The sequence below is a fragment of the Streptomyces sp. SDT5-1 genome (genome assembly GCF_052245995.1).
GTDB lineage: Bacteria > Actinomycetota > Actinomycetes > Streptomycetales > Streptomycetaceae > Streptomyces.
The window spans coordinates 5599233-5624874 of record NZ_CM125963.1 but is presented as its reverse complement, the minus strand read 5'-3'; the positions used below and the strand labels follow the sequence as shown (position 1 = coordinate 5624874).

The window sequence follows — 25642 nt, the reverse complement described above, 5'->3', positions numbered from 1 at the left end:
ACGGCGCCGCCCGAGACGTCACAGTCTCGTGAGGATTACGGGCGATTCCCTCCGGAATGACGGATTCACCCCTTCCGGGGCCAAACCTTCCGGTTCAGACGCGCGGCAGGGACTCGAGGCCGATGCCGCCCTCGATGGCCAGGATCCGGTGGAGTCGGGTGGCGACGAGCAGGCGCTGCATCTGGGGCGGCACGCGGCGCAGCACGAGCCGGCGCCCGCAGCGGCCCGCGCGTCGGTGGGCGCCCATGATGACGCCGAGCCCCGTCGCGTCCCAGGAGTCGAGTTCGGACAGGTCGAGCACGAGGTCGCCGATCCCGTCGTCGACGGCGGTGTGCAGGACCGAACGGGCGTCCGCCGCGCTGCGGACGTCGAGGCGGCCCCCGACGACCAGCTCGGCGTGGTCGCCCCTGATGTACATATGCGCTCCCCCGTGGCAAGAGGTGTCATGCGGTGGTCGATGCGATCTGGATGTGATCTGGGTATGTCACTGCAACTGACGTGCCGCGGGGGCCGAAAGTTGCCGTCTGTAAGCGAACCGATACCGAATTCACCCCGAGGGGTGACATGGCATCAGCCGTGCGATCAGGAGTGCTTGTAGAAGCCCTGCCCGCTCTTGCGACCGATGTCACCGGCGTCCACCATCCGGCGCATGAGCTCCGGAGGGGCGAACTTCTCGTCCTGCGACTCGGTGTAGATGTTCTCCGTCGCGTGCAGCAGGATGTCGACGCCCGTCAGATCGGCGGTGGCGAGCGGTCCCATGGCGTGGCCGAAGCCCAGCTTGCAGGCGACGTCGATGTCCTCGGCGGTGGCGACCCCGGACTCGTAGAGCTTCGCGGCCTCGACGACGAGGGCGGAGATGAGCCGGGTCGTCACGAAGCCCGCGACGTCCCGGTTCACGACGATGCAGGTCTTGCCGACGGACTCGGCGAACTCCCGCGCGGTGGCGAGGGTTTCGTCGCTCGTCTTGTAGCCGCGCACCAGCTCGCACAGCTGCATCATCGGCACCGGCGAGAAGAAGTGCGCGCCGACGACGCGCTCCGGGTGGGCGGTGGCCGCCGCGATCTTGGTGATCGGGATGGCCGAGGTGTTCGAGGCGAGCACGGTGTCCTCGCGCACGATCTTGTCGAGCGCGCGGAAGATCTCGTGCTTGACCTCGAGCTTCTCGAAGACGGCCTCGACGACGACGTCCGCGTCGGCCGCGGCGTCCAGGTCGGTGGTGGCGGTGATGCGGCCGAGCGCGGCCTCGGCGTCGGCGGCGTCGAGCTTCCCCTTGCTCACGAACTTGTCGTACGAGGCCTTGATCCCGTCGGTGCCGCGCTTCAGCGCCTCGTCGGTGACGTCGCGCAGGACGACGTCCCAGCCCGCCTGGGCGGAGACCTGGGCGATGCCCGACCCCATGAGACCGGCACCGATGACCGCGAGCTTCCTTGCCACGTACGTCCCCTAACCGCGTGTCACGCGCGACCGCTCAACCACTGTTTACGTTGCTCTCCGGCGGACACTAGCGCCCGTGGGCGGCCGTGTGGACGCTTAGAGATGCGCGTCACGTCTCGAATGACGGACATCACACCGACACGGCCCGGTGATCGATCATCCGTGGTCATCAGGCGTCACGGACGGCGTAGTTGAGCACCTTGTCGCTCAGAAGTTCCTCCATCTCGTCGAGCACGTCGAGCATCTCGCGGGAGACCTCCGCGGGGGTGCCGCCCGCGAGCATCCGGCGGCCGATGCCGGCCATGACGGCCTGGTGGACCCAGCCGATCTGACCGGCGATCAGGTCGGGCAGCGGGTCGTCGTCCATGGCGCCGACCTCCTCGCGCAGCGTCGCCACGAGGTTGTCGTGGACCTCCTGCTGGATCGCCCAGAGCCGGGAGCGCAGCGCGGGCGCGGCGTGCACGACCCGCATGAACGCGCTGTAGCCGTCCATGAGACCGACGCGCGGCGAGACGGTCTCGATCTCCTCGCGCAGCTCGCGCAGCACGGCGGCGGCGGCCGACTCCCCCACGTCCCGGGCGCGCACCCAGCGCGACATGCGCTCGACGACGCCCTTGGAGCGGTCGAGGAACAGGTCCTCCTTCGCCGGGAAGTAGTTGTAGACCGTGTTCACGGAGACGTTCGCCGCGTCGGCGATCTCCGCGACGGTCACCGCGTCGAAGCCGCGCTCCACGAACAGGGCGGTCGCGACGTCCGAGATGTACTGCCTGGTCTGCCGCTTCTTCCGCTCCCTGAGCCCTTCTGCCATGCCCCGATCCTACGGCTTCGCTGGCCTCGCTGAAATTTTGGGGACGTTGCAAAATTTCAGTGACTCTGTTTTTCTGGCTGTCATGGCAGTCATCAGCGCGTCCGGCCTCGCCCGGACCTTCACCACCCGGCACGGGCCCGTCGAGGCGGTCCGCGGCATCGACCTGCGCGTCGAGCCGGGCGAGATCCTCGGCTTCCTCGGGCCGAACGGCGCGGGGAAGACCACGACCCTGCGGATGCTCACCACGCTGCTCCCGCCCACCGGCGGCGCGGCCACCGTCGCGGGGCACGACCTGGCGGACGACCCGGCGGGCGTGCGGCGCGCGGTGGGGTACGTCGCGCAGTCCGGCGGCGTCGATCCCTCCGTGTCCGTACGGGAGGAGCTGGTCACGCAGGGCCGCCTGTACCGGCTGACGAAGGCTCAGGCGGCCGAGCGCGCCGACGAGTTGGCGGCGGACCTCGGCCTCGCCGACCTCATGGAGCGCAGGACCGGGGCGCTCTCCGGCGGGCAGCGGCGCCGCCTCGACATCGCGATGGGGCTCGTGCACCGCCCCGAGGTGCTCTTCCTCGACGAGCCGACGACCGGGCTCGATCCCGGCAGCCGCGCCGACCTGTGGGACCTCGTGCGGCGGCTGCGCGCCGAGCACGGCACGACCGTCTTCCTCACGACGCACTACCTCGACGAGGCGGACGCGCTCGCGGACCGGATCGTCGTGGTGGACAAGGGCGTCGTCGCGGCCGACGGCACGCCGAGCGCGCTCAAGCTGGCGCACGGCGGATCGATCGACGCGTCGCTCCAGGACACGTTCCTGGCGATCACCGGGCGCGGCCCCGCGCCCGTCGACACGGCTCCGGTGGCGGTGTGAGCGCGATGAGAACCCTGGCCTCCGACACCGCGATCGTCTTCGGACGGTACGCACGACAGACCCTGTCGTCCCGCTTCCAGATACTCTTCGGCATCCTCATGCCGCTGCTCTACCTGCTGTTCTTCGGACCGCTGCTCACGGAGCTCCCGCTGGGCTCGGCCGGCAGCTCCTGGCAGGTCCTGGTCCCCGGGCTGCTGCTGCAACTCGGGCTCTTCGGGGCGGCGTTCTGCGGCTTCGGGATCATCCTGGAGAAGAACCACGGGGTGGTCGAGCGGATGCGCGTGACGCCCGTGAGCCGGCTCGCGCTGCTGCTCGGGCGCGTACTGCGGGACACCGCGCTGTTCCTCTTCCAGGCGGTGCTGCTGGTCCTCGCCGCGCTCGTGATGGGCCTGCGGGCGCCGCTCGGCGGCATCCTCATCGGCTTCGCGTTCGTGGCGCTCCTGACGGTGTCGCTGGCGTCCCTCTCGTACGCGCTCGCCTTCCGGGCCCGTACGCCGCAGGAGTTCGGGCCCGTGATCAACGCGGTCACGATGCCGTCGATGCTGCTGTCGGGGCTGATGCTGCCGATGGCGCTCGCGCCGGGCTGGCTCGACGCGCTCTCGCACGTGATGCCGCTGCGGTACCTCGTGGACGCGATGCGGGACGCGTACGTCGGCCACTATGCGACAGCGCACATGCTGTACGGGGCGCTGGTCGCGGTCGCCTTCGCGGCGCTCGCCGTGACGGTCGGCACACGCGGCTTCCGCCGGGCCGCCGCGTAACTACGCTGGTCGCATGGTCAATCTGACGCGCATCTACACCCGTACCGGAGACAAGGGCAGCACCGCCCTCGGCGACATGAGCCGCACCGCCAAGACCGATCTGCGGATCTCGGCGTACGCGGACGCCAACGAGGCCAACGCCGTCATCGGCACGGCGATCGCCCTCGGCGGCCTCGACGAGGAGGTGGTGAAGGTGCTGGTGCGCGTGCAGAACGACCTGTTCGACGTCGGCGCGGACCTGTCCACGCCGGTCGTCGAGAACCCCGAGTTCCCGCCGCTGCGCGTCGAGCAGTTCTACGTCGACAAGCTGGAGGCGGACTGCGACCGCTTCAACGAGCAGCTGGAGAAGCTCCGCTCCTTCATCCTCCCCGGCGGCACGCCGGGCGCCGCCCTCCTCCACCAGGCCTGCACGGTCGTCCGCCGCGCGGAACGCTCGACGTGGGCGGCGATGGAGACCCACGGCGACACGATGAACCCCCTCACGGCCACCTACCTCAACCGCCTCTCCGACCTCCTGTTCATTCTCGCCCGGATCGCGAACAAGGAGGTCGGGGACGTGCTGTGGGTGCCGGGCGGTGAGCGTTAGCCCTTGTTCGTGGTGACGGTCGGCGCCTTTTTCGGGAAGACCGTGTAGCTCGTCGCGATGACCACGTTGATGGCGATCAGGAACAGCATGCGCTGCTGCCACTGCGCGAGGGACTCGGTCGACCCGTCGGGGCCCACGTACCAGATGGCGCCCTGGAGCAGGCCCATCGCGATGAGGGCCGCGAGGATCCAGCGCGCGGCCAGCTTCCACTCGTGGATCGCGCGCGCCGCCCCGTACCTCGGCGTCGAGGGCGGCGGGCCGCCCGCGAAGCGGTGGGCGACGCGGACGTCGACCCACTTGATCGTGTAGTGGCCGAGCGCGATCGAATAGCCGATGTAGACGGCGGCGAGGCCGTGCTTCCAGTCGGGTTCGGCGCCGTTCTTGAGGTCGACCGCCGTCACGACGAGCAGCAGCACCTCGAGGAGCGGCTCGCACAGCAGCACCGCGACGCTCGCGCGCGGCATCCGCGCCCAGTAGCGCAGCGCGAGGCCGGCGGCGAGCAACACCCAGAAGGCGATCTCGCAGACGACGATGAGCGTGACGATCACGACGGGCTCCTCTCGTTCCCCACTTCAAGGCTCCCTTCCGCGCGCCGCGTGATCGTCGTCGTAGGTGACGAAGTGGGACTGCATCCTTCGATGTAGTGCCGCCGGGCGACGGCTCGTCCCGCCGCACCATGCCCGGCGCGCCCCGGCCGTGTTGGATGGAGGCATGCTGGCCGCCGCTCTCCCCCGCCCGCACCGCGACGACGTGCGCATCGCCGTCGGCGGGCTGCTCGGCGGGCTCGTGCTGTGGGGCGTCGGGCTCGGCATGAACACGGGGCGGCCCCTCGACGGCTCCTGGCTGCTGCTGCCGCTCGTCGCGATGGCCGCGCTGGAACTGCTGCGCCGCACCCGCCCCCGCTTCGCCGTGGTCGTCGGCACGCTCGTGCTGGTCGCGGACCAGTTCACGCAGGGCAGCCTGGCGACGGTCCTCATGTACACGGACCTGATGTACGCGGCCGCCCTGTACGGCACCCCGGCCGCGGCCCGCCGCCTCCCCGTCAGCACCGGCCTGGTGACGGTCGCGGTCACCCTCGGTTTCGTGGCCTGGCTGCGGCAGCCGGAGGCCCTGCTGATCGGCGTCGCGACCGGGCTCGTCTCGTTCGGCCCGGCCGCCACGGGGCTGCTGGTGCGCGGGCACCGGGAGGCGGCGCAGGCGGAGCGGCTGCGGGCGGAGCAGACGGCGCTGCTCGCCGAGATGGACCGGACGCAGGCGGTGACGGCCGAGCGCGCCCGGATGGCCCGCGAGCTGCACGACATGGTGGCGAACCACCTGTCGGCCATCGCGATCCACTCGACGGCCGCGCTCTCCCTCGACGATCCGGCCACCACCCGTACGGCGCTGACCACGATCCGCGAGAACAGCGTCGACGGGCTCGCCGAGATGCGCCGCCTGATCGGGCTGCTGCGGGACGCGGGCGGCGACGCGGAGCCGGTGGCCGCGCCGACCCTCGCGGGCCTCGGCGCGCTCGTCGAGCAGTCCCGCGCGAACGGGCTGGACGTCGACCTGACCGTCTCCGGCGGCCTCACGGGGCTGCCCGCGCCGGTCGAGCTCGCCGCCTACCGGATCGTCCAGGAGTCCCTCACGAACGCGCTCAAGCACGCGGGGCCCGGCCGGGTCGTGGTGCTCGTCGACCGCGCGGACGGGCGGGTCGAGGTGCGGGTCGACAGCCCGCCCGGCGAGCGGGAGGGGCCGCGGGCGCCGGGGTCGGGCGCCGGGCTCGTCGGGATGCGGGAGCGGGCGGCGCTGCTCGGCGGCACGTTCGAGGCCGGGCCGACGCAGGACGGGACGTGGCGGGTGCGGGCCGGCCTGCCGCTGCACACCGAAGGAGGGGACCCCGCGTGATCCGCGTACTCGTCGCAGAGGACCAGTCCGCCGTACGGGCAGGGCTCGTGCTGATCCTGAACAGCGCGCCCGACATCGAGGTCGTCGGCGAGGCGGAGGACGGCGAGCGGGCGGTGGACCTCGCCCGCGAACTGCGGCCCGACCTCGTCCTGATGGACGTACAGATGCCGCGCCTCGACGGGGTCTCGGCCACCCGGGCCGTGGTCGAGGAGGGGCTCGCCGACGTGCTCGTCCTGACCACCTTCGACCTCGACGCCTACGTGTTCGGGGCGCTGCGCGCGGGGGCGTCCGGGTTCCTGCTCAAGAACACCGACGCGCGGGACCTGCTGGAGGCCGTCCGCACGGTCGCCCGCGGCGAGGGCCTGATCGCCCCCGCGGTCACCCGCCGCCTGATCGCCGAGTTCGCGCGCCCCTCCGGGAGCGAACCCACCGACGCTCCCCCGGAGTTGGAGACGCTCACCCGCCGGGAGCGGGAGGTGCTCGACCGACTGGGCGACGGCCTGTCCAACGCGGAGATCGCGGACCGGCTCGACATGGCGGAGGCCACGGTGAAGACCCATGTCAGCCGTCTGCTCGGCAAGTTGAACCTGCGCAGCCGGGTGCAGGCGGCCGTGCTGGCGCGGGAAGTTGGCCGAAAGCAGTGATTGGTTTAGACCTTGACCGCTGGTCCAGACCTTTCTATTCTCGCCGCACTGCGGTGAGCACAGTCCCCACTCCGGTGCTCACGGGCGTCGCAGGGTTCCACCCCCATCACGAACCCCGGACCTCCCGAGGAGCACCCGATGCGCTCGACCGACGTACCCAGACCGAGACTTCGCCACCGAACGACCGCGGTCCTCGCGACCCTCGCCCTCCCCGCCGCGGCCCTCGTCGGCCTCGCCACCCCGGCGGACGCCGCCGCCCAGGCCTCCGCGGTCACCGCCACGTACGCCAAGACCCAGGACTGGGGCAGCGGCTTCGAAGGCAAGTGGACGATCAAAAACTCCGGCACCACGACGGTGAACGCGTGGAACGTCGAGTGGGACTTCCCGTCCGGTACGAAGGTGACCTCCGCGTGGGACGCGACCGTCACCAACTCCGCGGACCACTGGACCGCCAAGAACCTCTCCTGGAACGGGTCGCTCGCCCCCGGCGCCTCGGTCTCCTTCGGCTTCAACGGCACCGGAAACGGCGCCCCCACCGGCTGCAAGCTCAACGGCGCCTCCTGCGACGGCGGCGACGTGCCGAACGACGCGGCGCCCTCCGCGCCCGGCACCCCGACCGCGTCCGGCATCACCGACACCTCGGCCAAGCTGTCCTGGACGGCCGCCACCGACGACAAGGGCGTCAAGAACTACGACGTGCTGCGCGACGGCGCCAAGGTCGCCACGGTGACCGGCACGACATACACCGACACCGGCCTCAAGGCCGGCACGGACTACTCGTACACCGTGCAGGCCCGTGACACCGCCGACCAGACGGGGCCGGTCTCCGGCTCCGTGAAGGTGCACACCACCGGGGGCGGCGGCACCGACCCCGGGCCCGGCACCGGCGGCAAGGTGAAGCTGGGGTACTTCACCGACTGGGGCGTCTACGGGCGCCAGTACTACCCGAAGAACCTGGAGACGTCCGGCTCCGCCGCCAAGGTCACGCACATCAACTACGCCTTCGGCAACGTCCAGGGCGGCAAGTGCACCATGGGCGACGCCTACGCCGACACCGACATGGCCTACACCGCGGCCAACTCCGTGTCCGGGCAGGCCGACACCTGGGACCAGCCGCTGCGCGGCGCGTTCAACCAGCTGCGCCAGCTGAAGGCCAAGCACCCGAACCTCAAGGTCATCTGGTCGTTCGGCGGGTGGACCTGGTCCGGTGGCTTCGGTGACGCCGCGAAGGACCCTGCCGCGTTCGCCGACTCCTGCTACAAGCTGGTGGAGGACCCGCGCTGGGCCGACGTCTTCGACGGCATCGACATCGACTGGGAGTACCCGAACGCGTGCGGCCTGAGCTGTGACACGTCGGGGCAGGACGCGCTCAAGAAGCTGACGACGGCGCTGCGTTCGAAGTTCGGCTCGCAGAACCTGGTCACCGCCGCGATCACGGCCGACGCCTCCGCCGGCGGCAAGATCGAGAAGAACGACTACGCGGGGGCGGCGCAGGCCCTCGACTGGTACAACGTCATGACGTACGACTTCTTCGGCGCCTGGGACGCGAAGGGTCCGACGGCCCCGCACTCCCCGCTCACCTCGTACTCCGGCATCCCGCAGCAGGGCTTCACGTCGGCCGACGCGATCGCCAAGCTGAAGGCGCAGGGCGTGCCCGCCTCGAAGCTCCTCCTCGGGATCGGCTTCTACGGCCGCGGCTGGACCGGCGTGACGCAGAAGGAGCCGGGCGGCACGGCGACCGGGCCCGCCGCAGGGACGTACGAGCAGGGCATCGAGGACTACAAGGTCCTCAAGACGAAGTGTCCCTCGAACGGGACGGTCGCCGGGACGGCGTACGCGCACTGCGGCTCCGACTGGTGGTCGTACGACACGCCCGCGACGATCAACTCCAAGATGAGCTGGGCGAAGTCGCAGAACCTCGGCGGCGCGTTCTTCTGGGAGTTCTCCGGCGACACGTCCAACGGCGAACTGGTGACGGCCATCGACTCCGGCCTGAAGTAACCCTCCGACCGAAGCCGGGCCCCGGGAACGCCCCCCGCGGCCCGGCTTCTTCCACGAGGACATCTTTTGGCGGCTACGCCACGTTGACCCGCTGGCCGGGAGGCGCCGCCTCCAGCCACGCCAGGAAACCGGTGAGGGCGTCCTCGCTCATGGCGAGTTCGAGGCGCGTGCCGCGATGGGTGCAGGCGAGGATCATCGCGTCGGAGAGGAGGGCGAGCTCTTCCTCGCCCTCGGGGGAACGACGCCCGGTGACCTCGATGGCCGCACGCTCAAGGATTCGTTTCGGCCGGGGCGCGTACGAGAAGACGCGGAACCACTCGACCCGGTCCCCGTTGTAGCGGGCGATCCCGTACCCCCAGCCCTTGCCGGAGGCGTCGTCCGCATCGGGCGCCGGCGCGTCCCACCGCAACGAGCAGTCGAACGTACCGCCGGACCGCTGGATGAGCCGCCGTCGTACGCCGAAGGCGACGAGCCCCACCACCACGAGTACGACGACCGCGACTACGCACAGCACGAGAACGAGGACCATCTGCACCGACCTCCTCGCTTCTCGACCGATAACGGAACAGCAAAACAGTTGTAGATCGCCTCAGCCGCGACCCGGTCCGGAGATCATCTCCGGCCTGGGCCGCGGCTGAGGTACATCATGTGGCTCGCTGGATTCAGCGCGCCGCCACCGCACGCAGTCGGACGTCGGCACGACGCTCCGCGGACGCGTCCGCGTCCGACTTCGCGCGCTCCAGCGCCCGCTCCGCCCGCTGGACGTCGATCTCGTCCGAAAGCTCGGCGATCTCGGCCAGCAGGGACAGCTTGTTGTCGGCGAACGAGATGAAACCGCCGTGGACAGCCGCCACGATCGTCCCCCCGTCCGTCGTACGGATCGTCACGGGCCCCGACTCCAGCACACCGAGCAGCGGCTGGTGACCGGGCATGACGCCGATGTCGCCGGACGTGGTACGCGCGACGACCAGGGTGGCCTCGCCGGACCAGACACTGCGGTCCGCGGCGACGAGCTCGACGTGCAGCTCAGCAGCCAAGGTGGGCTCCTCGGGTCACCACCCGGCGGCACTCGCTGCCGGGTGTCGGTTCAAAGTCTAGTGGGCGTGGCGGGAGGGCCGGGACATACCCCCGACCCTCCCTACGAGCACGGGGCTCAGGAGACGCCGAGCTCCTTGGCGTTGGCCTTGAGGTCCTCAATGCCACCGCACATGAAGAACGCCTGCTCCGGGAAGTGGTCGTACTCACCGTCGATGATCGCGTTGAAGGCCGCGATCGACTCGTCCAGCGGGACGTCCGACCCGTCGACGCCGGTGAACTGCTTGGCGACGTGGGTGTTCTGCGACAGGAAGCGCTCCACACGACGGGCGCGGTGGACGGTGAGCTTGTCCTCCTCGCCGAGCTCGTCGATACCGAGGATCGCGATGATGTCCTGGAGGTCCTTGTACTTCTGCAGAACCGTCTTGACGCGCATGGCGGCGTTGTAGTGGTCCTGCGCGATGTAGCGCGGGTCCAGGATGCGGGACGTGGAGTCCAGCGGGTCCACGGCCGGGTAGATGCCCTTCTCCGAGATCGGACGGGAGAGCACCGTCGTCGCGTCGAGGTGGGCGAACGTGGTGGCCGGGGCCGGGTCGGTCAGGTCGTCAGCGGGCACGTAAATGGCCTGCATGGACGTGATCGAGTGACCACGCGTCGAGGTGATGCGCTCCTGGAGGAGGCCCATCTCGTCGGCGAGGTTCGGCTGGTAACCCACGGCGGACGGCATACGACCGAGAAGGGTCGACACCTCGGAACCGGCCTGCGTGAAGCGGAAGATGTTGTCGATGAAGAACAGCACGTCCTGCTTCTGGACGTCGCGGAAGTACTCCGCCATCGTCAGACCCGCGAGGGCCACGCGCAGACGGGTGCCCGGCGGCTCGTCCATCTGACCGAAGACCAGCGCGGTCTTGTCGATGACGCCGGAGTCCGACATCTCCTCGATGAGGTCGTTGCCCTCACGGGTGCGCTCACCGACACCGGCGAACACGGAGACACCGTCGTGGTTGTTGGCGACGCGGTAGATCATCTCCTGGATGAGCACCGTCTTGCCGACGCCGGCACCGCCGAAGAGGCCGATCTTTCCACCCTTGACGTACGGGGTGAGAAGGTCGACGACCTTGATGCCGGTCTCGAACATCTCGGTCTTCGACTCGAGCTCGTCGAAGTTCGGGGCCTTGCGGTGGATGCCCCAGCGCTCGCCCGTGTACTTCTCGTCGACGTTCAGGACCTCGCCGAGGGTGTTGAACACCTTGCCCTTGGTGAAGTCACCGACGGGAACGGTGATCGAGTTCTGCGTGTCCACGACGGGAGCCTGGCGGACCAGACCGTCGGTGGGCTGCATGGAGATCGCGCGGACCAGGCCGTCACCGAGGTGCTGCGCGACCTCGAGCGTCAGGGTCTTCTTCGCGCCGTCCTGCGCCGGGTCCGCGACCTCGACGTTCAGGGCGTTGTAGATGTCCGGCATCGCGTCGACGGGGAACTCCACGTCGACGACCGGGCCGATGACCCGCGCGACGCGGCCAGTGGCCACGCCAGCAGGAGCGGTCGGCTCAACAGTGGTGGTCATTACTTGTCACTCCCCGCGGTCGCGTCGGCCAGGGCGCTCGCGCCACCGACGATCTCGCTGATTTCCTGGGTGATTTCGGCCTGGCGGGCCGCGTTGGCAAGACGGGAGAGGTTGTTGATCAGCTCTCCCGCGTTGTCGGTGGCCGACTTCATCGCGCGGCGCGTGGCGGCGTGCTTGGAGGCAGCCGACTGGAGCATCGCGTTGTAGATACGGCTCTCGACGTAGCGCGGCAGCAGGGCGTCGAGGACGTCCTCCGCCGACGGCTCGAAGTCGTACAGCGGAAGGATCTCGTCGCCCTTGCCGGACGCCTTCGACTCCTCCGCCACCTCTTCGAGGCTGAGCGGCAGCAGCCGACCGTCGACGGCCGTCTGCGTCATCATCGAGACGAACTCGGTGTAGACGATGTGGAGTTCGTCCACGCCGCCCTCCGCCGTCTCCTTCTCGATCGCCTCGATCAGCGGGGCCGCGACCTTCTTGGCGTCCGCGTACGTGGGCTCGTCGGTGAAGCCCGCCCACGACTCCACGACCTTGCGCTCGCGGAAGTTGTAGTGGGCCAGACCACGGCGGCCGACGATGTACGTGTCGACCTCCTTGCCCTCGGCCTGGAGCCGCTCGGTGAGCTGCTCGGCGGCCTTGATCGCGTTCGAGTTGAAGGCGCCGGCCAGACCGCGGTCACTGGTGAGCAGGAGAACCGCGGAGCGGGTCGCCGTCTCGGCCTCGGTCGTCAGCGGGTGCTTGGTGTTCGACCCCGTCCCCACCGCCGTGACCGCGCGCGTGAGCTCGGTCGCGTAGGGCGTGGAGGCCGCCACCTTGCGCTGCGCCTTGACGACGCGCGAGGCGGCGATCATCTCCATCGCCTTGGTGATCTTCTTGGTCGCGGTGACGGATCGGATGCGACGCTTGTAGACCCGGAGCTGGGCTCCCATGAGTCAGGTCCCTTCCTTACGTCACTTGGAGACGTTGACGGCCGGAGCGTCCTCGCCCAGAAGCTTGCCGTCCGAGGTCTCGAACTGCTTCTTGAAGTCGGCAACGGCGTCGGCAACGGCCGTGAGCGTGTCGTCCGACATCTTGCCGCCCTCCTTGATGGAGGTCATGAGGCCCTGCTCCTTGCGGTGCAGGTACTCCAGGAGCTCCTTCTCGAAGCGGCGGATGTCGGCGACCGGCACGTCGTCCATCTTGCCGGTGGTGCCGGCCCAGACGGAGACGACCTGGTCCTCGGTGGCCATCGGCTGGTACTGAGCCTGCTTGAGCAGCTCGACCATGCGCTGACCGCGCTCCAGCTGCTGCTTCGACGCGGCGTCCAGGTCGGAACCGAAGGCGGCGAACGCCTCGAGCTCACGGAACTGGGCGAGGTCCACGCGGAGGCGGCCGGAGACCTGCTTCATCGCCTTGTGCTGCGCGGAACCACCGACTCGCGAGACGGAGATACCGACGTTCAGCGCGGGGCGCTGACCGGCGTTGAAGAGGTCCGACTCCAGGAAGCACTGGCCGTCGGTGATGGAGATGACGTTGGTCGGAATGAACGCGGAGACGTCGTTGGCCTTCGTCTCGACGATCGGCAGACCCGTCATCGAACCGGCGCCCATCTCGTCCGAGAGCTTCGCGCAGCGCTCGAGCAGGCGGGAGTGCAGGTAGAAGACGTCACCCGGGTAGGCCTCGCGGCCCGGCGGGCGGCGGAGCAGCAGGGACACGGCGCGGTAGGCGTCGGCCTGCTTCGAGAGGTCGTCGAAGATGATGAGGACGTGCTTGCCCTCGTACATCCACTGCTGGCCGATGGCCGAACCGGTGTACGGCGCCAGGTACTTGAAGCCGGCCGGGTCGGACGCCGGGGCGGCGACGATGGTCGTGTACTCCAGCGCGCCGGCCTCTTCGAGGGCGCCACGCACGGAGGCGATGGTCGAGCCCTTCTGGCCGATGGCGACGTAGATGCAGCGGACCTGCTTCTTCGGGTCGCCGGTGCGCCAGTTGTCGCGCTGGTTGATGATCGTGTCGACGGCCAGGGCGGTCTTGCCGGTCTGGCGGTCACCAATGATCAGCTGACGCTGACCACGGCCGACGGGGGTCATCGCGTCGACGGCCTTGTAGCCGGTCTCCATCGGCTCGTGCACCGACTTGCGCTGCATGACCGTGGGGGCCTGCAGCTCGAGGGCGCGACGGCCGCTGGTCTCGATCTCGCCGAGACCGTCGACCGGGTTGCCGAGCGGGTCGACGACGCGGCCGAGGTAGCCCTCGCCGACGCCGACGGACAGGACCTCGCCGGTGCGCTGGACCGGCTGGCCCTCCTCGATGCCGCTGAACTCACCGAGGACGATGGCGCCGATCTCGCGCTCTTCCAGGTTGAGCGCGAGTCCGAGGGTGCCGTCCTCGAACTTCAGCAGTTCGTTGGCCATGGCCGAGGGAAGGCCCTCGACCTTCGCGATGCCGTCGCCGGCAAGGGTGACCGTACCGACCTCCTCGCGCGAGGCCGCGTCCGGCTTGTACGCCTGGACAAAGTTCTCCAGCGCGTCCCGGATCTCCTCCGGCCGGATCGTGAGCTCCGCCATCTGGGTTCCCTGCTCTCCTTGTTGGGCCCGAAGTTTTCTTGGGGGGTCTGGGGTCAGCCCCCAGGAATCCTCTGCACGGCCCAACTAGGGCCGTTGTCGTACGTGTTGAGGTTGTTGCGGTCAGCCGGCCATACGGCGGCTGGCCTCCTCGATGCGGTCCGCGATGGAGCCGTTGATGACCTCGTCGCCCACCTGCACCTTGATCCCGCCGAGGACCTCGGGGTCCACGTCCAGGTTCAGGTGCATCTGGCGGCCGTAGAGCTTCGCCAGGGACGCACCCAGGCGCTGCTTCTGCGAGTCGCTCAGCGGCACCGCCGTGGTGACGACCGCCACCATGCGCTCGCGACGCTCGGCGGCGAGCTTGGAGAGGGACTCGAGTCCCGCTTCCAGGCTACGTCCACGCGGCGCGGTCACAAGACGCTCGACGATCCGCTCGGTGGTGGGCTTGGCCCGGCCGCCGAGCAGCTGCTTCACGAGCTCGCCCTTGGCCGAGGCCGTGGCGGACTTGTCGGTCAGTGCGGCGCGCAGCTCGGGGTTCGAGCCGACGATCCGGTCGAACCGGAACAGCTCGTCCTCGACGTCGTCGAGGTCCCCGCTCTTCTGCGCCGCGGTCAGGTCCGCGGTGTTGGCCAGCTCCTCGAGGGAGTCGACCAGGTCGCGGGAGGCCGACCACCGGGAGCGGACCAGGCCGGACACCAGGTCGACGGCCTCGCCGCCGACCTGGCCGCCGAGCAGGCGGCTCGCGAGCTCGGCCTTGGCCTCGCCGGCCTGCGCCGGGTCGGTCAGGACCCGCCGCAGGCTGACCTCGCGGTCGAGCAGCGCGGTCACCGAGGCCAGGTCGCCGGCGAGCGCCTTGGCGTCGACCGACGTGTTGTCGGTCAGCGAGTCCAGGCGCTCACGCGCGGCGGCCAGCGCCTCGCGGCTCGCTCCGTGGGCGGTCATCGAGCAGCCTCTGCCTTCTCTTCGAGTTCGTCGAGGAAGCGGTCGATCGTGCGCGACTGCCGGGCGGAGTCCTCGAGGGACTCGCCGACCAGCTTGCCGGCCAGGTCGGTGGCCAGCTGGCCCACGTCCTGACGCAGCGCCTGAGCGGCGGCCTTGCGGTCGGCCTCGATCTGGGAGTGGCCGGCGGCGATGATCTCCTCACGCTGCCGCTGACCTTCCGCACGCATCTCGGCGATGAGCGCGGCACCCTGCTCCTGCGCCTCCTGGCGCAGCCGCGCGGCCTCGTGCCGGGCCTCGGCGAGCTGAGCCTTGTACTGCTCGAGCACGCTCTGGGCCTCGGTCTGGGCGGCCTCGGCCTTCTCGATACCGCCTTCAATGAGCTCGCGGCGCTCGTCCAGCGTCTTGTTGATGCGCGGGAGGAGCTTCTTGGCGAAGACGAAGAAGACGATGGCGAAGGCGATGGTGCCGATGAGCAGCTCGGGACCGGGCGGGACGAGCGGGCTCTGCTCCTCCTCGGCCGCGAGTGCAACCAGGTTGGCGATCACATCAGTGCCTTTCGTCGAAACGTGTCAGTAAGAGGTGATTACTTACCGAACACGAACGGCATAACGATGCCGATGAGGGCGAGCGCCTCACAGAAGGCGAAGCCGAGGATCTGGTTGGCGCGGATCAGACCGGCGGCCTCGGGCTGGCGGGCCAGGGCCTGGGTGCCGTTGCCGAAGACGATGCCGACGCCGATGCCGGGGCCGATCGCGGCGAGACCGTAACCGATGGAACCGAGGGAGCCGGAGACGCCAGCGGCGAGTTCGATGGACGCGGACATGCCGTTACTTCCTTTTCTTTACGAACCGGTGGCGGTTGTCCACCGGACGACTGTGGGGTGGTTGGGCGGGGTGGGGCTCAGTGGTGCTCGGCGAGAGCGCCCTGAATGTACGTGCAGGCCAGGAGGACGAAGACGTACGCCTGGACGGCCTGGACGAAAAGCTCGAAGAGGATCATCGCCATCGTCATGATGAACGAGACGCCCGCGGCCGGGATCAGCCAGCTGTTCAGCAGGTACCAGGAGGCGACCGTGAACATCACCAGCATCAGGTGACCGGCGAACATGTTGGCGAAGAGTCGCACCGCGTGCGTGAACGGGCGGACCAGCAGGTTCGAGAAGAACTCGATGAACGAGACCAGCCACTTGATCGGGCCGAGCGACGGGTCGTAGCCGGTGATGTTCTTCCAACCACCCACGAAACCGTGGCGCTTGAAGGTCAGCGGCACCCAGATCAGGTAGACCAGCGCGGCGAGGACCGCCGGGTACGCGATGACCGACGAGACCGGGAACTGGGCCAGCGGGACGACCGACCAGACGTTCATGATCCAGATGAAGAAGAACAGCGAGACCATGACGGGGACGTACTTCTCGCCCTCCTTCTTGCCCAGCGTCTCGTAGACGATGCTGCGGCGTACGAAGTCGTAGCCGGCCTCACCGATCATCTGGAGCTTCCCGGGGACGACCTTCGAGCGGCCGAACGCGAAGAAGAAAAAGACGCAGATGACGAGCGTGGTGAGCAGGGCGAGCAGCATCACCTTGTTGAAGTAGAACCAGCCGAAGTCGGCGATCGGTTCGAACAAGAAGGAGTGAAGACCCGGCGAGGGGAAGCCACACCCGTTGTCGGCCATGATCCGACAACTCCAGTCAAAGGCGAGCTGGGTCGTGTCAGCACTCACCGCGGGCTCCTTCGGCGTGACGCATAAGTACGGCAACCTCGTTGTGTCGGTGCGGCGTGCAGCCGCGGATCGGCACCGGTCTGGTGTTTCGGGTGTGGGGGCGGCGGGCAGGCAGTGAGCCTCGCGATCGTGCAGGCGTCAGCTCTCGTGCCCGCGCCGGCGATGCCGCAGTTGGCACCGGACGATAGCAGCCCGACGAACGGGCGTTTATCCCGGCCCTACCTCTCACGACGACGACCCGGTCTTCTCGGCCTTCTCACTGGCCCCGGTCCCCTTGGAGCCGGGAGCCGCCTCGGGGTCGATATAGAAAATCTTGGCCTTCATGTGCGCGCGGGCCTGGGCCGCCATCCACACCACGGTCGAGACGACCAGAGCGATGGCAAAGGCCTTGGGATTGAAAAGAGTCGTGTCCTTGAAAAGAGCCACGAAGATCATGAGCAGCAGCAGCTGGGCGACGTAGAGCATCAGCCCCATCGCCTGGAACAGCTGCGGAAGCGATTTTGCCGTGCGCAGCAGCACGACCTGCCCGAGGCCCATGAACACGATCACCACAAGAGCACCCACCAGCGCACCGATGGCCCCCTTGCCGCCCGCAACCACACCACTGATCACCGCGGCAATCACGCCTGCGGCGGCGGTGGGTACGACGGCTTGAAGAAGGGTCCGTGCGTCACTGGACGGCATGGCGGCAACTCCGCTTACTGGGGTGGGGCAGGGTGTCGTCATGGACGAGCGTAGTCCGGGGTGTTCGATGGTCGGATCCGGGCCAAATGGCCGTCGCACTACGGCCCTTCGGTCCTTCCCCCGGCTTCGTGAACGGTATCACAAACTATTTGATGCGGTCTTTACCTAGAAGGTGTGCCAACCGTCACACGTGAGGGGGATCCTGCGCGTCTGTGCACCCGCGCGACCAACATGTCTGGTATTGGGGTCATTTCGGGCCCCGTGATCGTCCCGATCGTCGTCGCGGTCAACGAGACGTTCCCGCCTTACGCCGATCCGTGAAGCGCGAACGGGCGCCGATCGCGGTCGCCCCGTTGACTCCCGCCGGGATCCGCCCGCGGTCCGCGGCGCCGTCGGCGCCCTCAGCCGCTTCGGACGGCCCGGCCGCCTCTTCCCCCTCCGCGCTCGCGGCGGTGGCCGTCGGACGCCGGTAGCGCGGCGGCACCAAGTGCTGGGCCCAGCGCGGCGCGTGCGGCGTGAACCGCGGCAGCAGCAGCATGACGAGGCCGACGAAGCTCAGCGCCACGATGGTGAGCATCACCCACATCCCGGACGCGGAGTGCACCGAGTAGGCGACCGCGCCGAAGGCGATGAGGCCCGACCAGAAGTACATGATCAGCACCGCGCGGGAGTGCGAGTGGCCGATCTCCAGGAGCCGGTGGTGCAGATGACCGCGGTCCGCGGCGAACGGCGACTGACCGTTCCAGGTGCGGCGCACGATCGCGAGGACGAGGTCGGCGAACGGGATCGCGATGATCGTCAGCGGCATCAGCAGCGGAATGAAGACCGGGAGCATCGCGTGTGTGGTGTCCCGCGTGGACCCGCCGAGGTTGAGCTTGAGCGCGTCCGGGTCGACCTGGCCCGTGATGGAGATCGCGCCGGCCGCGAGGACCAGGCCGATCAGCATCGAGCCCGAGTCGCCCATGAAGATCCTGGCCGGGTGGATGTTGTGCGGCAGGAAGCCCAGGCACATGCCCATCAGGATCGCCGCGAACAGCGTCGCGGGGGCCGCGGACTCGATGCCGTAGCCGTACCAGATCCGGTACGCGTACAGGAAGAACGCCGCGGCGGCGATGCAGACCATGCCCGCCGCGAGGCCGTCGAGGCCGTCGACGAAGTTCACGGCGTTGATGGTGATCACGACGAGCGCGACGGTGAGCAGCGTGCCCTGCCACTGGGTCAGCGAGACCGTGCCGACGCCCGGGATCGGCAGCCACAGGATCGTCAGGCCCTGCATGACCATCACGCCCGCGGCGATCATCTGGCCGCCGAGCTTGATCAGGGCGTCGATCTCGAACTTGTCGTCCAGGACGCCGATCAGCCAGATCAGCGCGGCGCCGGAGAGCAGCGCCCGCGGTTCGTTCGACGACTCGAAGACCTTGTCCAGGTTCGTCAGGTGGTCCGCGACGAGCAGCCCCGCGCACAGACCGAAGAACATGGCGATACCGCCGAGCCGCGGCGTGGGTTCCCGGTGCACGTCACGCGCCCTGATCTCGGGCATGGCACCGGCCACGATCGCGAACTTCCGCACCGGGCCTGTGAGCAGATAGGTCACCGCGGCCGTGATGCAGAGCGTCAGCAGGTATTCACGCACGGGCTTCCCCACAGGTATCGCTGGCCATCTCAGCCCCACACCCTAGCTTCGCGTGCTTAGGGTTGAAGACTTCCGGGTAGCGACGATGGTTGCACGGGTGACGGTTCCCCGGGCGTACCTGGTGCGCCTCAGGGGGTGTCCGCCCGCTCTCCTACCCCGTTCCGGGCGGGGTACGGGGGAAATCTTCCGGCCAGCTCGCGGACCTCCTCGCGGACCGTTGCCGGGTCGAGGTCGCCCCGTACGACACCCGACAGGAGCACCGCGACGCGGGCCATCTCGATCTCACCCATCCCCTGCGTGGTGACGGCGGCGGTGCCGAGGCGCAGGCCACGGCCGTTCTCGTACGGCAGGGCGCACGTGTCGAGGATCATTCCCGCCGACGCGAGCCGGCCGCGGGCGACCGCGCCCGATACGCCGAGCGGTCCGGGGTCGACGGTCAGCAGGTGGGTGTCGGTGCCGCCGGTCGTGACGCCGAAGCCCTCCGCCGCGAGCGCGCCCGCGAGGAGCCGGGCGTTCGCGACGACCTGATGGGCGTACGCGGTGAAGGCGGGGCGCGCGGCCTCGCCGAACGCGACGGCCTTCGCGGCGATCGTGTGCATCTGGGCGCCGCCCTGGGTGAAGGGGAAGACGGCGCGGTCGACGCGGTCCGCGAGCTCGGCGGAGCACAGCAGCATGCCGCCGCGGGGGCCGCGCAGCACCTTGTGCGTGGTGGCGCAGACGATGTCGGCGTACGGGACGGGGTTCGGGGCCGCTCCCCCGGCGACCAGGCCCATGGGGTGCGCGGCGTCGGCGATCAGGTGGGCGCCCACGTCGTCGGCGATCTCACGGAAGGCGGCGTAGTCGATGTGCCGGGGGTACGAGATCGAGCCACACACGAGGGCCTTCGGGCGGTGGGCGCGGGCCGCCTCGAGCACCAGGTCGTAGTCGATGAGGCCGGTCTCCGGGTTGACGCCGTAGGGCACGAAGTCGAACCAGCGGCCGGAGAAGTTGGCCGGCGAGCCGTGCGTGAGATGGCCGCCGGACGGGAGGCCCATGGCGAGCACGGTGTCGCCCGGCTTCAGCAGGACGGCGTACGCGGCGAGCACCGCCGAAGAGCCGCTGTGCGCCTGTACGTTGACGTGTTCGGCGCCGAAGAGGGCCTTGGCGCGGTCGATCGCGAGGCGCTCCGCGACGTCGACGAGCTCGCAGCCGCCGTGGTGGCGGGCACCGGGATAGCCCTCCGCGTACTTGTTGGCCAGCGGGGAGCCGAGGGCGGCGAGGACGGCGGGCGAGGTGAAGTTCTCGGCGGCGATGAGCTGGAGGGAGTCCGCCTGGCGGGCGGCCTCCCCCAGGAGGATTTCGGCCAGTTCGGGGTCCTGCCGCTGTAGCTCCGCCGTGGCTGCGGGTTCTGTCATCACCGGCATGGTCGGCTCCGGGCCTCGCGTCGGGGAGGTGGGTGCCTTCCAATGTAGATCCGTACCGTCGCGCCCGCCCGCGCTCACGCCTCGGGGCTCTGCCACGGGGCTCTGCCACGGGGCCGCGGCAGCTACTTGGTGACGCCCGTCAGGGCTGTCACCACGGGGGCGAGCGCCTCGTTGATCTCCGTGCCGACCGACTGGAAGAACGGGAGGGGCGCGCCGTACGGGTCGTGGACCTCGTCCGCCTCGACGGAGGGGGCCAGGAGCCACCCGCGTAGAGCGGCCGCCGCGCGGACCAGGGAGCGTGCGCGCTCGACCACGCCCGACTCCAGGGGATCCGGCAGCGTGGCCGGGTCTATGGCCTGCACGAGCCGCGTGAACTCCTTCAGCGTGAACGTGCGCAGGCCCGCGCTGTGCCCCATGGAGATGACCTGGGCGCGGTGGTCGCGGGTCGCCGTCAGGACCAGGTCGGCCCTTATGACGTGGTCGTCGAGGAGCTCACGGCCGACGAAGCCGGAGGGGTCCGCGCCGAAGTCGGCGAGGACGGTCTCGGCGTTGGCCTCCATGGGCGCGCCCTCGTGGCCCCAGGTGCCCGCGCTCTCCACGATGAGCCCGCCCGCGAGCGGCGCGCCGAGCCGGTCCGCGAGGGCATGCCTGGTCAGCCGCTCGGTGATCGGCGAGCGGCACACGTTGCCTGTGCTGACGTGGAGGATGCGGAAGGTGTCGCCGGGGAGGGCCGGCGTGCGTACGTACCCGTTGCCTATGCCACGCCCCGTCTCAGGGGCTGTCAATTCGCCACCTCGAGGTCGGGTACGACCTTGCGCAGCTCGTCCGCGGTCAGCGCGCCCTCGCGCAGCAGGACCGGGACCTTGCCGGTGACGTCGACGATGGATGACGGGATGTTGCCGGGCGTCGGCCCGCCGTCGAGGTAGACGGAGACGGAGTCGCCGAGCATCTGCTGGGCGGCGTCGCAGTCCTCGGGCGCCGGGTGCCCCGACAGGTTCGCCGAGGACAGGGCCATCGGGCCGACCTCGGTGAGCAGTTCGATGGCGACGGGGTGCAGCGGCATCCGGATGGCGACGGTGCCGCGGGTCTCGCCGATGTCCCACTGGAGCGAGGGCTGCTGCTTGGCGACGATCGTGAGGCCGCCCGGCCAGAACGCGTCGACCAGTTCCCAGGCCATCTCGGAGAAGTCCGTGACGAGCCCGTGCAGCGTGTTCGGCGACGGGATGACGACGGGCGTCGGCATGGAACGGCCGCGCCCCTTCGCCTCCAGGAGGTCACCGACCGCCTCGGGCGTGAACGCGTCGGCCCCGATGCCGTACACGGTGTCGGTGGGCAGCACGACCAGCTCGCCACGGCGGACCGCGGAGGCGGCTTCACGCAGACCGGTAACGCGGTCGGTCGCGTCGTTGGTGTCGTAACGCCGTGCCATCTAGCGGGCCTCCTGCTCTGCGTACAGCTCGAATTCGTGGGTCGGGGACTTCGATGGCGTCCTCACGGCAGCGCCTTGCGGGCCGTCGCGAACCGCGGCCGGTTGTTCAGGTCCGGGTGGTCGGCGGCGTCCGCCCAGCCCCGCTCCTCCGTGAAGATCCACGGCACCTGGCCGCCCTGGGTGTCCGCGTGCTCGATGACGACGATGCCGCCGGGGCGCAGCAGGCGGTGGGCGGTGCGCTCGATGCCGCGGATGAGGTCGAGGCCGTCCTCACCGGAGAAGAGCGCGAGGTCCGGGTCGTAGTCGCGGGCCTCGGGCGCCACGTACTCCCACTCGGTGAGCGGGATGTACGGCGGGTTGGAGATGACGAGGTCGACCTGGCCGTCGAGGTCCGGGAAGGCCGTCAGGGCGTCGCCCTGGCGCAGGTCGACCCTGGACCCCTCGACGTTCTTGCGCGTCCACTTGAGGGCGTCCTCGGACAGCTCCACGGCGTGCACGCGGGAGCGCGGGACCTCCTGGGCGAGCGCGAGCGCGATGGCGCCGGACCCCGAGCACAGGTCGACGATGAGCGGCTCGACGACGTCCATCGCGCGCACGGCGTCTATGGCCCACCCGACGACCGACTCGGTCTCCGGGCGCGGCACGAAGACACCGGGGCCGACCTGGAGCTCCAGGTAGCGGAAGTAGGCGCGCCCGGTGATGTGCTGGAGCGGCTCGCGGGCCTCGCGGCGCGCGGTCACCTCCCAGTACCGGGCGTCGAAGTCCGCGTCCTTGACGGAGTGCAGCTCGCCCCGCTTGACGCCGTGCACGAAGGCGGCGAGCTCCTCCGCGTCGTTGCGCGGCGAGGGCACCCCGGCGTCGGCAAGGCGCTGCGTGGCCTGGGCCACCTCTGCTAGCAGCAGGTTCACGCTGGTCCTCCGGGGCTGAGCCGTTCTGTCGTACGAGGGGGTGCGGGAGCTTACGCGGCGGCGAGCTTGGCGGCCGAGTCCGCGTCGACGCACGCCTGGATCACGGCGTCGAGCTCGCCGTCGAGCACCTGGTCCAGGTTGTAGGCCTTGAAGCCCACACGGTGGTCCGAGATGCGGTTCTCCGGGAAGTTGTAGGTGCGGATCTTCTCGGAGCGGTCGACGGTGCGGACCTGGCTGCGGCGGGCGTCGGCGGCCTCCTTCTCCGCTTCCTCCTGAGCCGCTGCGAGGAGCCTGGAGCGCAGGATACGCATCGCCTGCTCCTTGTTCTGCAGCTGGGACTTCTCGTTCTGGCAGGAGGCCACGACACCGGTGGGGATGTGCGTGATGCGGACGGCGGAGTCGGTCGTGTTGACGGACTGGCCGCCGGGGCCCGACGAGCGGTACACGTCGATGCGCAGGTCGTTCGCGTGGATCTCGACGTCGACCTCCTCGGCCTCCGGCGTGACGAGCACGCCCGCGGCGGAGGTGTGGATGCGGCCCTGCGACTCGGTCGACGGCACGCGCTGCACGCGGTGCACGCCGCCCTCGTACTTGAGGCGGGCCCAGACGCCCTGGCCGGGCTCGGTCGCGCCGTTGCCGCCCTTGGTCTTCACGGCGACCTGGACGTCCTTGTAACCGCCGAGCTCGGACTCGGTGGAGTCGATGATCTCGGTCTTCCAGCCGACGCGCTCCGCGTAGCGCAGGTACATGCGCAGCAGGTCGCCCGCGAACAGCGCGGACTCGTCGCCGCCGGCGCCGGCCTTGATCTCGAGGATGACGTCCTTGTCGTCGGACGGGTCGCGCGGGACCAGGAGAAGGCGGAGCTTCTCGGTGATCTCCTCGCGCTGCTCCTCGAGGTCCTTGACCTCGGCCGCGAAGTCCGGGTCGTCGGCGGCGAGTTCCTTCGCCGCCTCGATGTCGTCCCCGGTCTGCTTCCAGGAGCGGTACGTGGCGACGATCGGGGTCAGCTCGGCGTAGCGCTTGTTGAGCTTGCGCGCGTTGGCCTGGTCGGCGTGGACCGAGGGGTCCGCGAGCTTCTGCTCCAGATCGGCGTGCTCACCGATCAGTTCCTCGACGGCCTCGAACATCTCCGGCTCCTGCGTTCACGGGGTGCTGTGTTTTTCCGAATGAAGGGGGCTGCACCGCAAAGCGCCGGTCCCGGTGCCCCCGCGGAACAGGGGCACCGTGGACCGGCGCTTGAGCTTCGCTACTTCTTGGCGGAGCCGGCGGCCTTGCCGAAGCGGGCCTCGAAGCGGGCCACACGGCCACCGGTGTCGAGGATCTTCTGCTTGCCCGTGTAGAACGGGTGGCACTCGGAGCAGACCTCGGCACGGATGGTGCCGGAGCCGATGGTGCTGCGGGTCGTGAACGACGCGCCGCAGGTGCAAGAGACCTGCGTCTCGACGTACTCGGGGTGGATGTCGCGCTTCAAGGTGTCTCCTAGGTTCGGGAGGGTGCCGGGTCGCTGACGCGGGATGCGGGAGCGTGAACCGGGACCGACGTACCAGTCTGCCAGGACTGGCCGTATCCCCCAAAACCGGGGAGGGCCCGGAAGTATTCCCGGCCGCTCCCCCGGCGGCCTCCCGCTACTTCACGACGCTGTCGGCGGAGCCCTTGGCGGAGTCCTTGGTGGCCGACTTCGGAACCGGCTTGTCGTGCTTGAGGGCCTTCCAGACCTTGTCCGCGTTGGTCTCGTCGAGCAGGACGCGGTTGGCGTCGTTCGGGTCGTACTGAACGGGCAGCGTGACCATGTTCATGTCGCCGGAGCCGATGCCCTTGAGGCCGCTCGCGAAGGACGTCAGGTCCTTCACCGAGGCCAGCTGCGAGTCGGTGGTCACCGTCTTGGTTGCGGTGTTCGCGAGCGCGTACAGCTTGCTGGGGCTGGTGAAGACGCCGACGCTCTTGATCTGGTCCATCAGCGCCTTCATGAAGGCCTGCTGGAGCTGGATGCGGCCGAGGTCGCTGCCGTCGCCGACGCCGTGCCGGGTGCGGACGAGGCCGAGGGACTGCTCACCGGTGAGGGTGTGCGTGCCGGCGTTCAGGTTCAGGTGGCTGTCGGGGTCGTTGATCGCCTCGGTGGTGGTGACCTTGACGCCGCCGAGGTCGTCGATGAGGCGCTGGAAGCCGGCGAAGTCGACCTCGACGTAGTGGTCCATGCGGATGCCGCTCAGCGACTCGACGGTCTTGACCGCGCAGGCCGCGCCGCCCGTGGAGTAGGCGGAGTTGAACATGACCTGGTTCTGCGCCGGGTGGTCGGTGCCGTTCTTGTCGGTGCACGAGGGCCGGTCGATGAGCGTGTCCCTCGGTATGGAGACGATGCTCGCCTTCTTGTGGCCCTTGTAGACGTGCACGACCATCGCGGTGTCGGAGCGGGCGGAGCCCTCGTCGGCGCCGCCGCCGACCTTCGCGTTGTTCCCCGCGCGGGTGTCGGAGCCGAGGACGAGGATGTCCTCCGAGCCGTTGTCCACGTTCTGCGGCCGGTCGGTGCCCAGCTGCGCGTTGATGTCGACGCTCTTGATGTTTCCGTTGAGCTGGAAGTAGACGTAGCCGAGCCCTGTGCCCCCGAGGACGACGACGCCCGCGGCACTCCACGCCGCGATGCGCAGCGCCTTGCTGCGCCCGCTGCGCGTCTTGCGGCGGCGGCCCTTGGCGCCGCGGTGGCGCCCGGGCTTGCTGTCACGGTCCGGCATAGCTCCTCGCAGGTTTCGTCTGCTTCTGATCGTTCGGTCCGCACTTCTGTTCACTCGGTGTGAC

28 protein-coding genes are annotated in these 25642 nt (G+C 69.5%); 6 read left to right on the top strand and 22 right to left on the bottom strand.

Annotated features, from left to right (window positions below; all coding sequences use genetic code 11):
• Window positions 1-94: 94 nt before the first annotated feature.
• The 3 genes from ACTWJ8_RS26085 to ACTWJ8_RS26075 all read right to left on the bottom strand — a co-directional run bounded on the left by ACTWJ8_RS26085 (window position 95) and on the right by ACTWJ8_RS26075 (window position 2242).
• Window positions 95-418 (bottom strand): STAS domain-containing protein, encoded by a 324-nt coding sequence (locus ACTWJ8_RS26085; protein WP_356373930.1) that lies wholly within the window; start codon window positions 416-418, stop codon window positions 95-97.
• Window positions 419-582: 164 nt separating this feature from the next.
• Window positions 583-1434, bottom strand: coding sequence for a 3-hydroxyacyl-CoA dehydrogenase family protein (locus ACTWJ8_RS26080; RefSeq protein WP_356373931.1), 852 nt, complete (start codon window positions 1432-1434; stop codon window positions 583-585).
• Between the two features lie 169 nt (window positions 1435-1603).
• Entirely contained in the window at window positions 1604-2242 is a 639-nt protein-coding gene (locus ACTWJ8_RS26075; protein ID WP_443260412.1) for a TetR/AcrR family transcriptional regulator, read from the bottom strand.
• 82 nt (window positions 2243-2324) lie between these two features.
• Here ACTWJ8_RS26075 and ACTWJ8_RS26070 point away from each other — a divergent pair, with 82 nt between their 5' ends.
• The 3 genes from ACTWJ8_RS26070 to ACTWJ8_RS26060 are packed head-to-tail and all read left to right on the top strand — an operon-like array spanning window position 2325 to window position 4454.
• Entirely contained in the window at window positions 2325-3107 is a 783-nt protein-coding gene (locus tag ACTWJ8_RS26070; protein ID WP_443260411.1) for an ABC transporter ATP-binding protein, read from the top strand.
• 5 nt (window positions 3108-3112) lie between these two features.
• A complete protein-coding gene (locus tag ACTWJ8_RS26065) occupies window positions 3113-3868 on the top strand; it encodes an ABC transporter permease (protein WP_443264995.1) in 756 nt (251 codons plus the stop codon).
• A gap of 13 nt (window positions 3869-3881) precedes the next feature.
• Complete coding sequence (locus ACTWJ8_RS26060; protein WP_356373934.1) at window positions 3882-4454, top strand: cob(I)yrinic acid a,c-diamide adenosyltransferase; 573 nt, start codon at window positions 3882-3884, stop codon at window positions 4452-4454.
• Here the strand turns inward: ACTWJ8_RS26060 and ACTWJ8_RS26055 are convergent.
• Window positions 4451-5002, bottom strand: a complete 552-nt coding sequence (locus ACTWJ8_RS26055) for a hypothetical protein (protein WP_356373935.1) — start codon at window positions 5000-5002, stop codon at window positions 4451-4453. The genes ACTWJ8_RS26060 and ACTWJ8_RS26055 overlap by 4 nt on opposite strands.
• A gap of 163 nt (window positions 5003-5165) precedes the next feature.
• On the opposite strand from ACTWJ8_RS26055, the gene ACTWJ8_RS26050 reads away from it, so the two are divergent.
• From ACTWJ8_RS26050 to ACTWJ8_RS26040, 3 genes are all read left to right on the top strand, one after another.
• Entirely contained in the window at window positions 5166-6341 is a 1176-nt protein-coding gene (locus tag ACTWJ8_RS26050; protein WP_356373936.1) for a sensor histidine kinase, read from the top strand.
• Window positions 6338-6985 (top strand): response regulator, encoded by a 648-nt coding sequence (locus ACTWJ8_RS26045; protein WP_443260410.1) that lies wholly within the window; start codon window positions 6338-6340, stop codon window positions 6983-6985. Before ACTWJ8_RS26050 ends, ACTWJ8_RS26045 begins: the two co-directional genes overlap by 4 nt.
• Window positions 6986-7123: 138 nt before the next feature.
• Complete coding sequence (locus ACTWJ8_RS26040) at window positions 7124-8986, top strand: glycosyl hydrolase family 18 protein (RefSeq protein WP_443260409.1); 1863 nt, start codon at window positions 7124-7126, stop codon at window positions 8984-8986.
• Between the two features lie 73 nt (window positions 8987-9059).
• Here the strand turns inward: ACTWJ8_RS26040 and ACTWJ8_RS26035 are convergent, their stop codons facing one another.
• The 18 genes from ACTWJ8_RS26035 to ACTWJ8_RS25950 all read right to left on the bottom strand — a co-directional run bounded on the left by ACTWJ8_RS26035 (window position 9060) and on the right by ACTWJ8_RS25950 (window position 25578).
• Complete coding sequence (locus tag ACTWJ8_RS26035) at window positions 9060-9515, bottom strand: DUF2550 domain-containing protein (protein ID WP_356373939.1); 456 nt, start codon at window positions 9513-9515, stop codon at window positions 9060-9062.
• A gap of 133 nt (window positions 9516-9648) precedes the next feature.
• Window positions 9649-10023 carry a F0F1 ATP synthase subunit epsilon gene (locus ACTWJ8_RS26030; protein WP_356373940.1) on the bottom strand — a complete coding sequence of 125 codons (375 nt, stop codon included), beginning with the start codon at window positions 10021-10023 and terminating at the stop codon, window positions 9649-9651.
• A 116-nt stretch (window positions 10024-10139) separates the two neighbouring features.
• Window positions 10140-11588, bottom strand: coding sequence for a F0F1 ATP synthase subunit beta (atpD, locus tag ACTWJ8_RS26025; protein ID WP_356373941.1), 1449 nt, complete (start codon window positions 11586-11588; stop codon window positions 10140-10142).
• Entirely contained in the window at window positions 11588-12514 is a 927-nt protein-coding gene (locus tag ACTWJ8_RS26020) for a F0F1 ATP synthase subunit gamma (protein WP_356373942.1), read from the bottom strand. The genes atpD and ACTWJ8_RS26020 overlap by 1 nt, the downstream gene beginning before the upstream one ends.
• A gap of 21 nt (window positions 12515-12535) precedes the next feature.
• Window positions 12536-14131, bottom strand: a complete 1596-nt coding sequence (gene atpA, locus ACTWJ8_RS26015) for a F0F1 ATP synthase subunit alpha (protein WP_356373943.1) — start codon at window positions 14129-14131, stop codon at window positions 12536-12538.
• Window positions 14132-14251: 120 nt separating this feature from the next.
• Window positions 14252-15073, bottom strand: a complete 822-nt coding sequence (locus ACTWJ8_RS26010; protein ID WP_356373944.1) for a F0F1 ATP synthase subunit delta — start codon at window positions 15071-15073, stop codon at window positions 14252-14254.
• Window positions 15070-15618, bottom strand: a complete 549-nt coding sequence (locus ACTWJ8_RS26005; protein WP_356373945.1) for a F0F1 ATP synthase subunit B — start codon at window positions 15616-15618, stop codon at window positions 15070-15072. The genes ACTWJ8_RS26010 and ACTWJ8_RS26005 overlap by 4 nt, the downstream gene beginning before the upstream one ends.
• Window positions 15619-15656: 38 nt before the next feature.
• Window positions 15657-15896, bottom strand: a complete 240-nt coding sequence (atpE, locus tag ACTWJ8_RS26000) for an ATP synthase F0 subunit C (protein WP_356373946.1) — start codon at window positions 15894-15896, stop codon at window positions 15657-15659.
• Window positions 15897-15973: 77 nt separating this feature from the next.
• Window positions 15974-16744: a F0F1 ATP synthase subunit A gene (gene atpB / locus ACTWJ8_RS25995; RefSeq protein WP_356375849.1), complete on the bottom strand. Its 771-nt coding sequence runs from the start codon at window positions 16742-16744 to the stop codon at window positions 15974-15976.
• 273 nt (window positions 16745-17017) lie between these two features.
• Window positions 17018-17476 (bottom strand): hypothetical protein, encoded by a 459-nt coding sequence (locus ACTWJ8_RS25990; RefSeq protein ID WP_356373947.1) that lies wholly within the window; start codon window positions 17474-17476, stop codon window positions 17018-17020.
• A gap of 286 nt (window positions 17477-17762) precedes the next feature.
• Window positions 17763-19109 (bottom strand): MraY family glycosyltransferase, encoded by a 1347-nt coding sequence (locus tag ACTWJ8_RS25985; protein WP_356373948.1) that lies wholly within the window; start codon window positions 19107-19109, stop codon window positions 17763-17765.
• 128 nt (window positions 19110-19237) lie between these two features.
• The gene (gene glyA, locus ACTWJ8_RS25980) at window positions 19238-20512 is read right to left on the bottom strand and encodes a serine hydroxymethyltransferase (protein ID WP_443260407.1); all 1275 of its coding nucleotides are present in this window, start codon (window positions 20510-20512) and stop codon (window positions 19238-19240) included.
• Between the two features lie 122 nt (window positions 20513-20634).
• Window positions 20635-21297, bottom strand: a complete 663-nt coding sequence (locus ACTWJ8_RS25975) for an arsenate reductase/protein-tyrosine-phosphatase family protein (protein ID WP_356373950.1) — start codon at window positions 21295-21297, stop codon at window positions 20635-20637.
• Window positions 21294-21941 (bottom strand): L-threonylcarbamoyladenylate synthase, encoded by a 648-nt coding sequence (locus tag ACTWJ8_RS25970; protein ID WP_443260406.1) that lies wholly within the window; start codon window positions 21939-21941, stop codon window positions 21294-21296. Before ACTWJ8_RS25970 ends, ACTWJ8_RS25975 begins: the two co-directional genes overlap by 4 nt.
• 62 nt (window positions 21942-22003) lie before the next feature.
• Window positions 22004-22849, bottom strand: coding sequence for a peptide chain release factor N(5)-glutamine methyltransferase (gene prmC, locus ACTWJ8_RS25965; RefSeq protein WP_356373952.1), 846 nt, complete (start codon window positions 22847-22849; stop codon window positions 22004-22006).
• Window positions 22850-22899: 50 nt separating this feature from the next.
• Window positions 22900-23976 carry a peptide chain release factor 1 gene (gene prfA, locus ACTWJ8_RS25960; RefSeq protein WP_356373953.1) on the bottom strand — a complete coding sequence of 359 codons (1077 nt, stop codon included), beginning with the start codon at window positions 23974-23976 and terminating at the stop codon, window positions 22900-22902.
• Between the two features lie 119 nt (window positions 23977-24095).
• The gene (gene rpmE, locus ACTWJ8_RS25955; RefSeq protein WP_356373954.1) at window positions 24096-24320 is read right to left on the bottom strand and encodes a 50S ribosomal protein L31; all 225 of its coding nucleotides are present in this window, start codon (window positions 24318-24320) and stop codon (window positions 24096-24098) included.
• A 154-nt stretch (window positions 24321-24474) separates the two neighbouring features.
• Window positions 24475-25578: an LCP family protein gene (locus tag ACTWJ8_RS25950; protein WP_356373955.1), complete on the bottom strand. Its 1104-nt coding sequence runs from the start codon at window positions 25576-25578 to the stop codon at window positions 24475-24477.
• Window positions 25579-25642 lie beyond the last annotated feature (64 nt).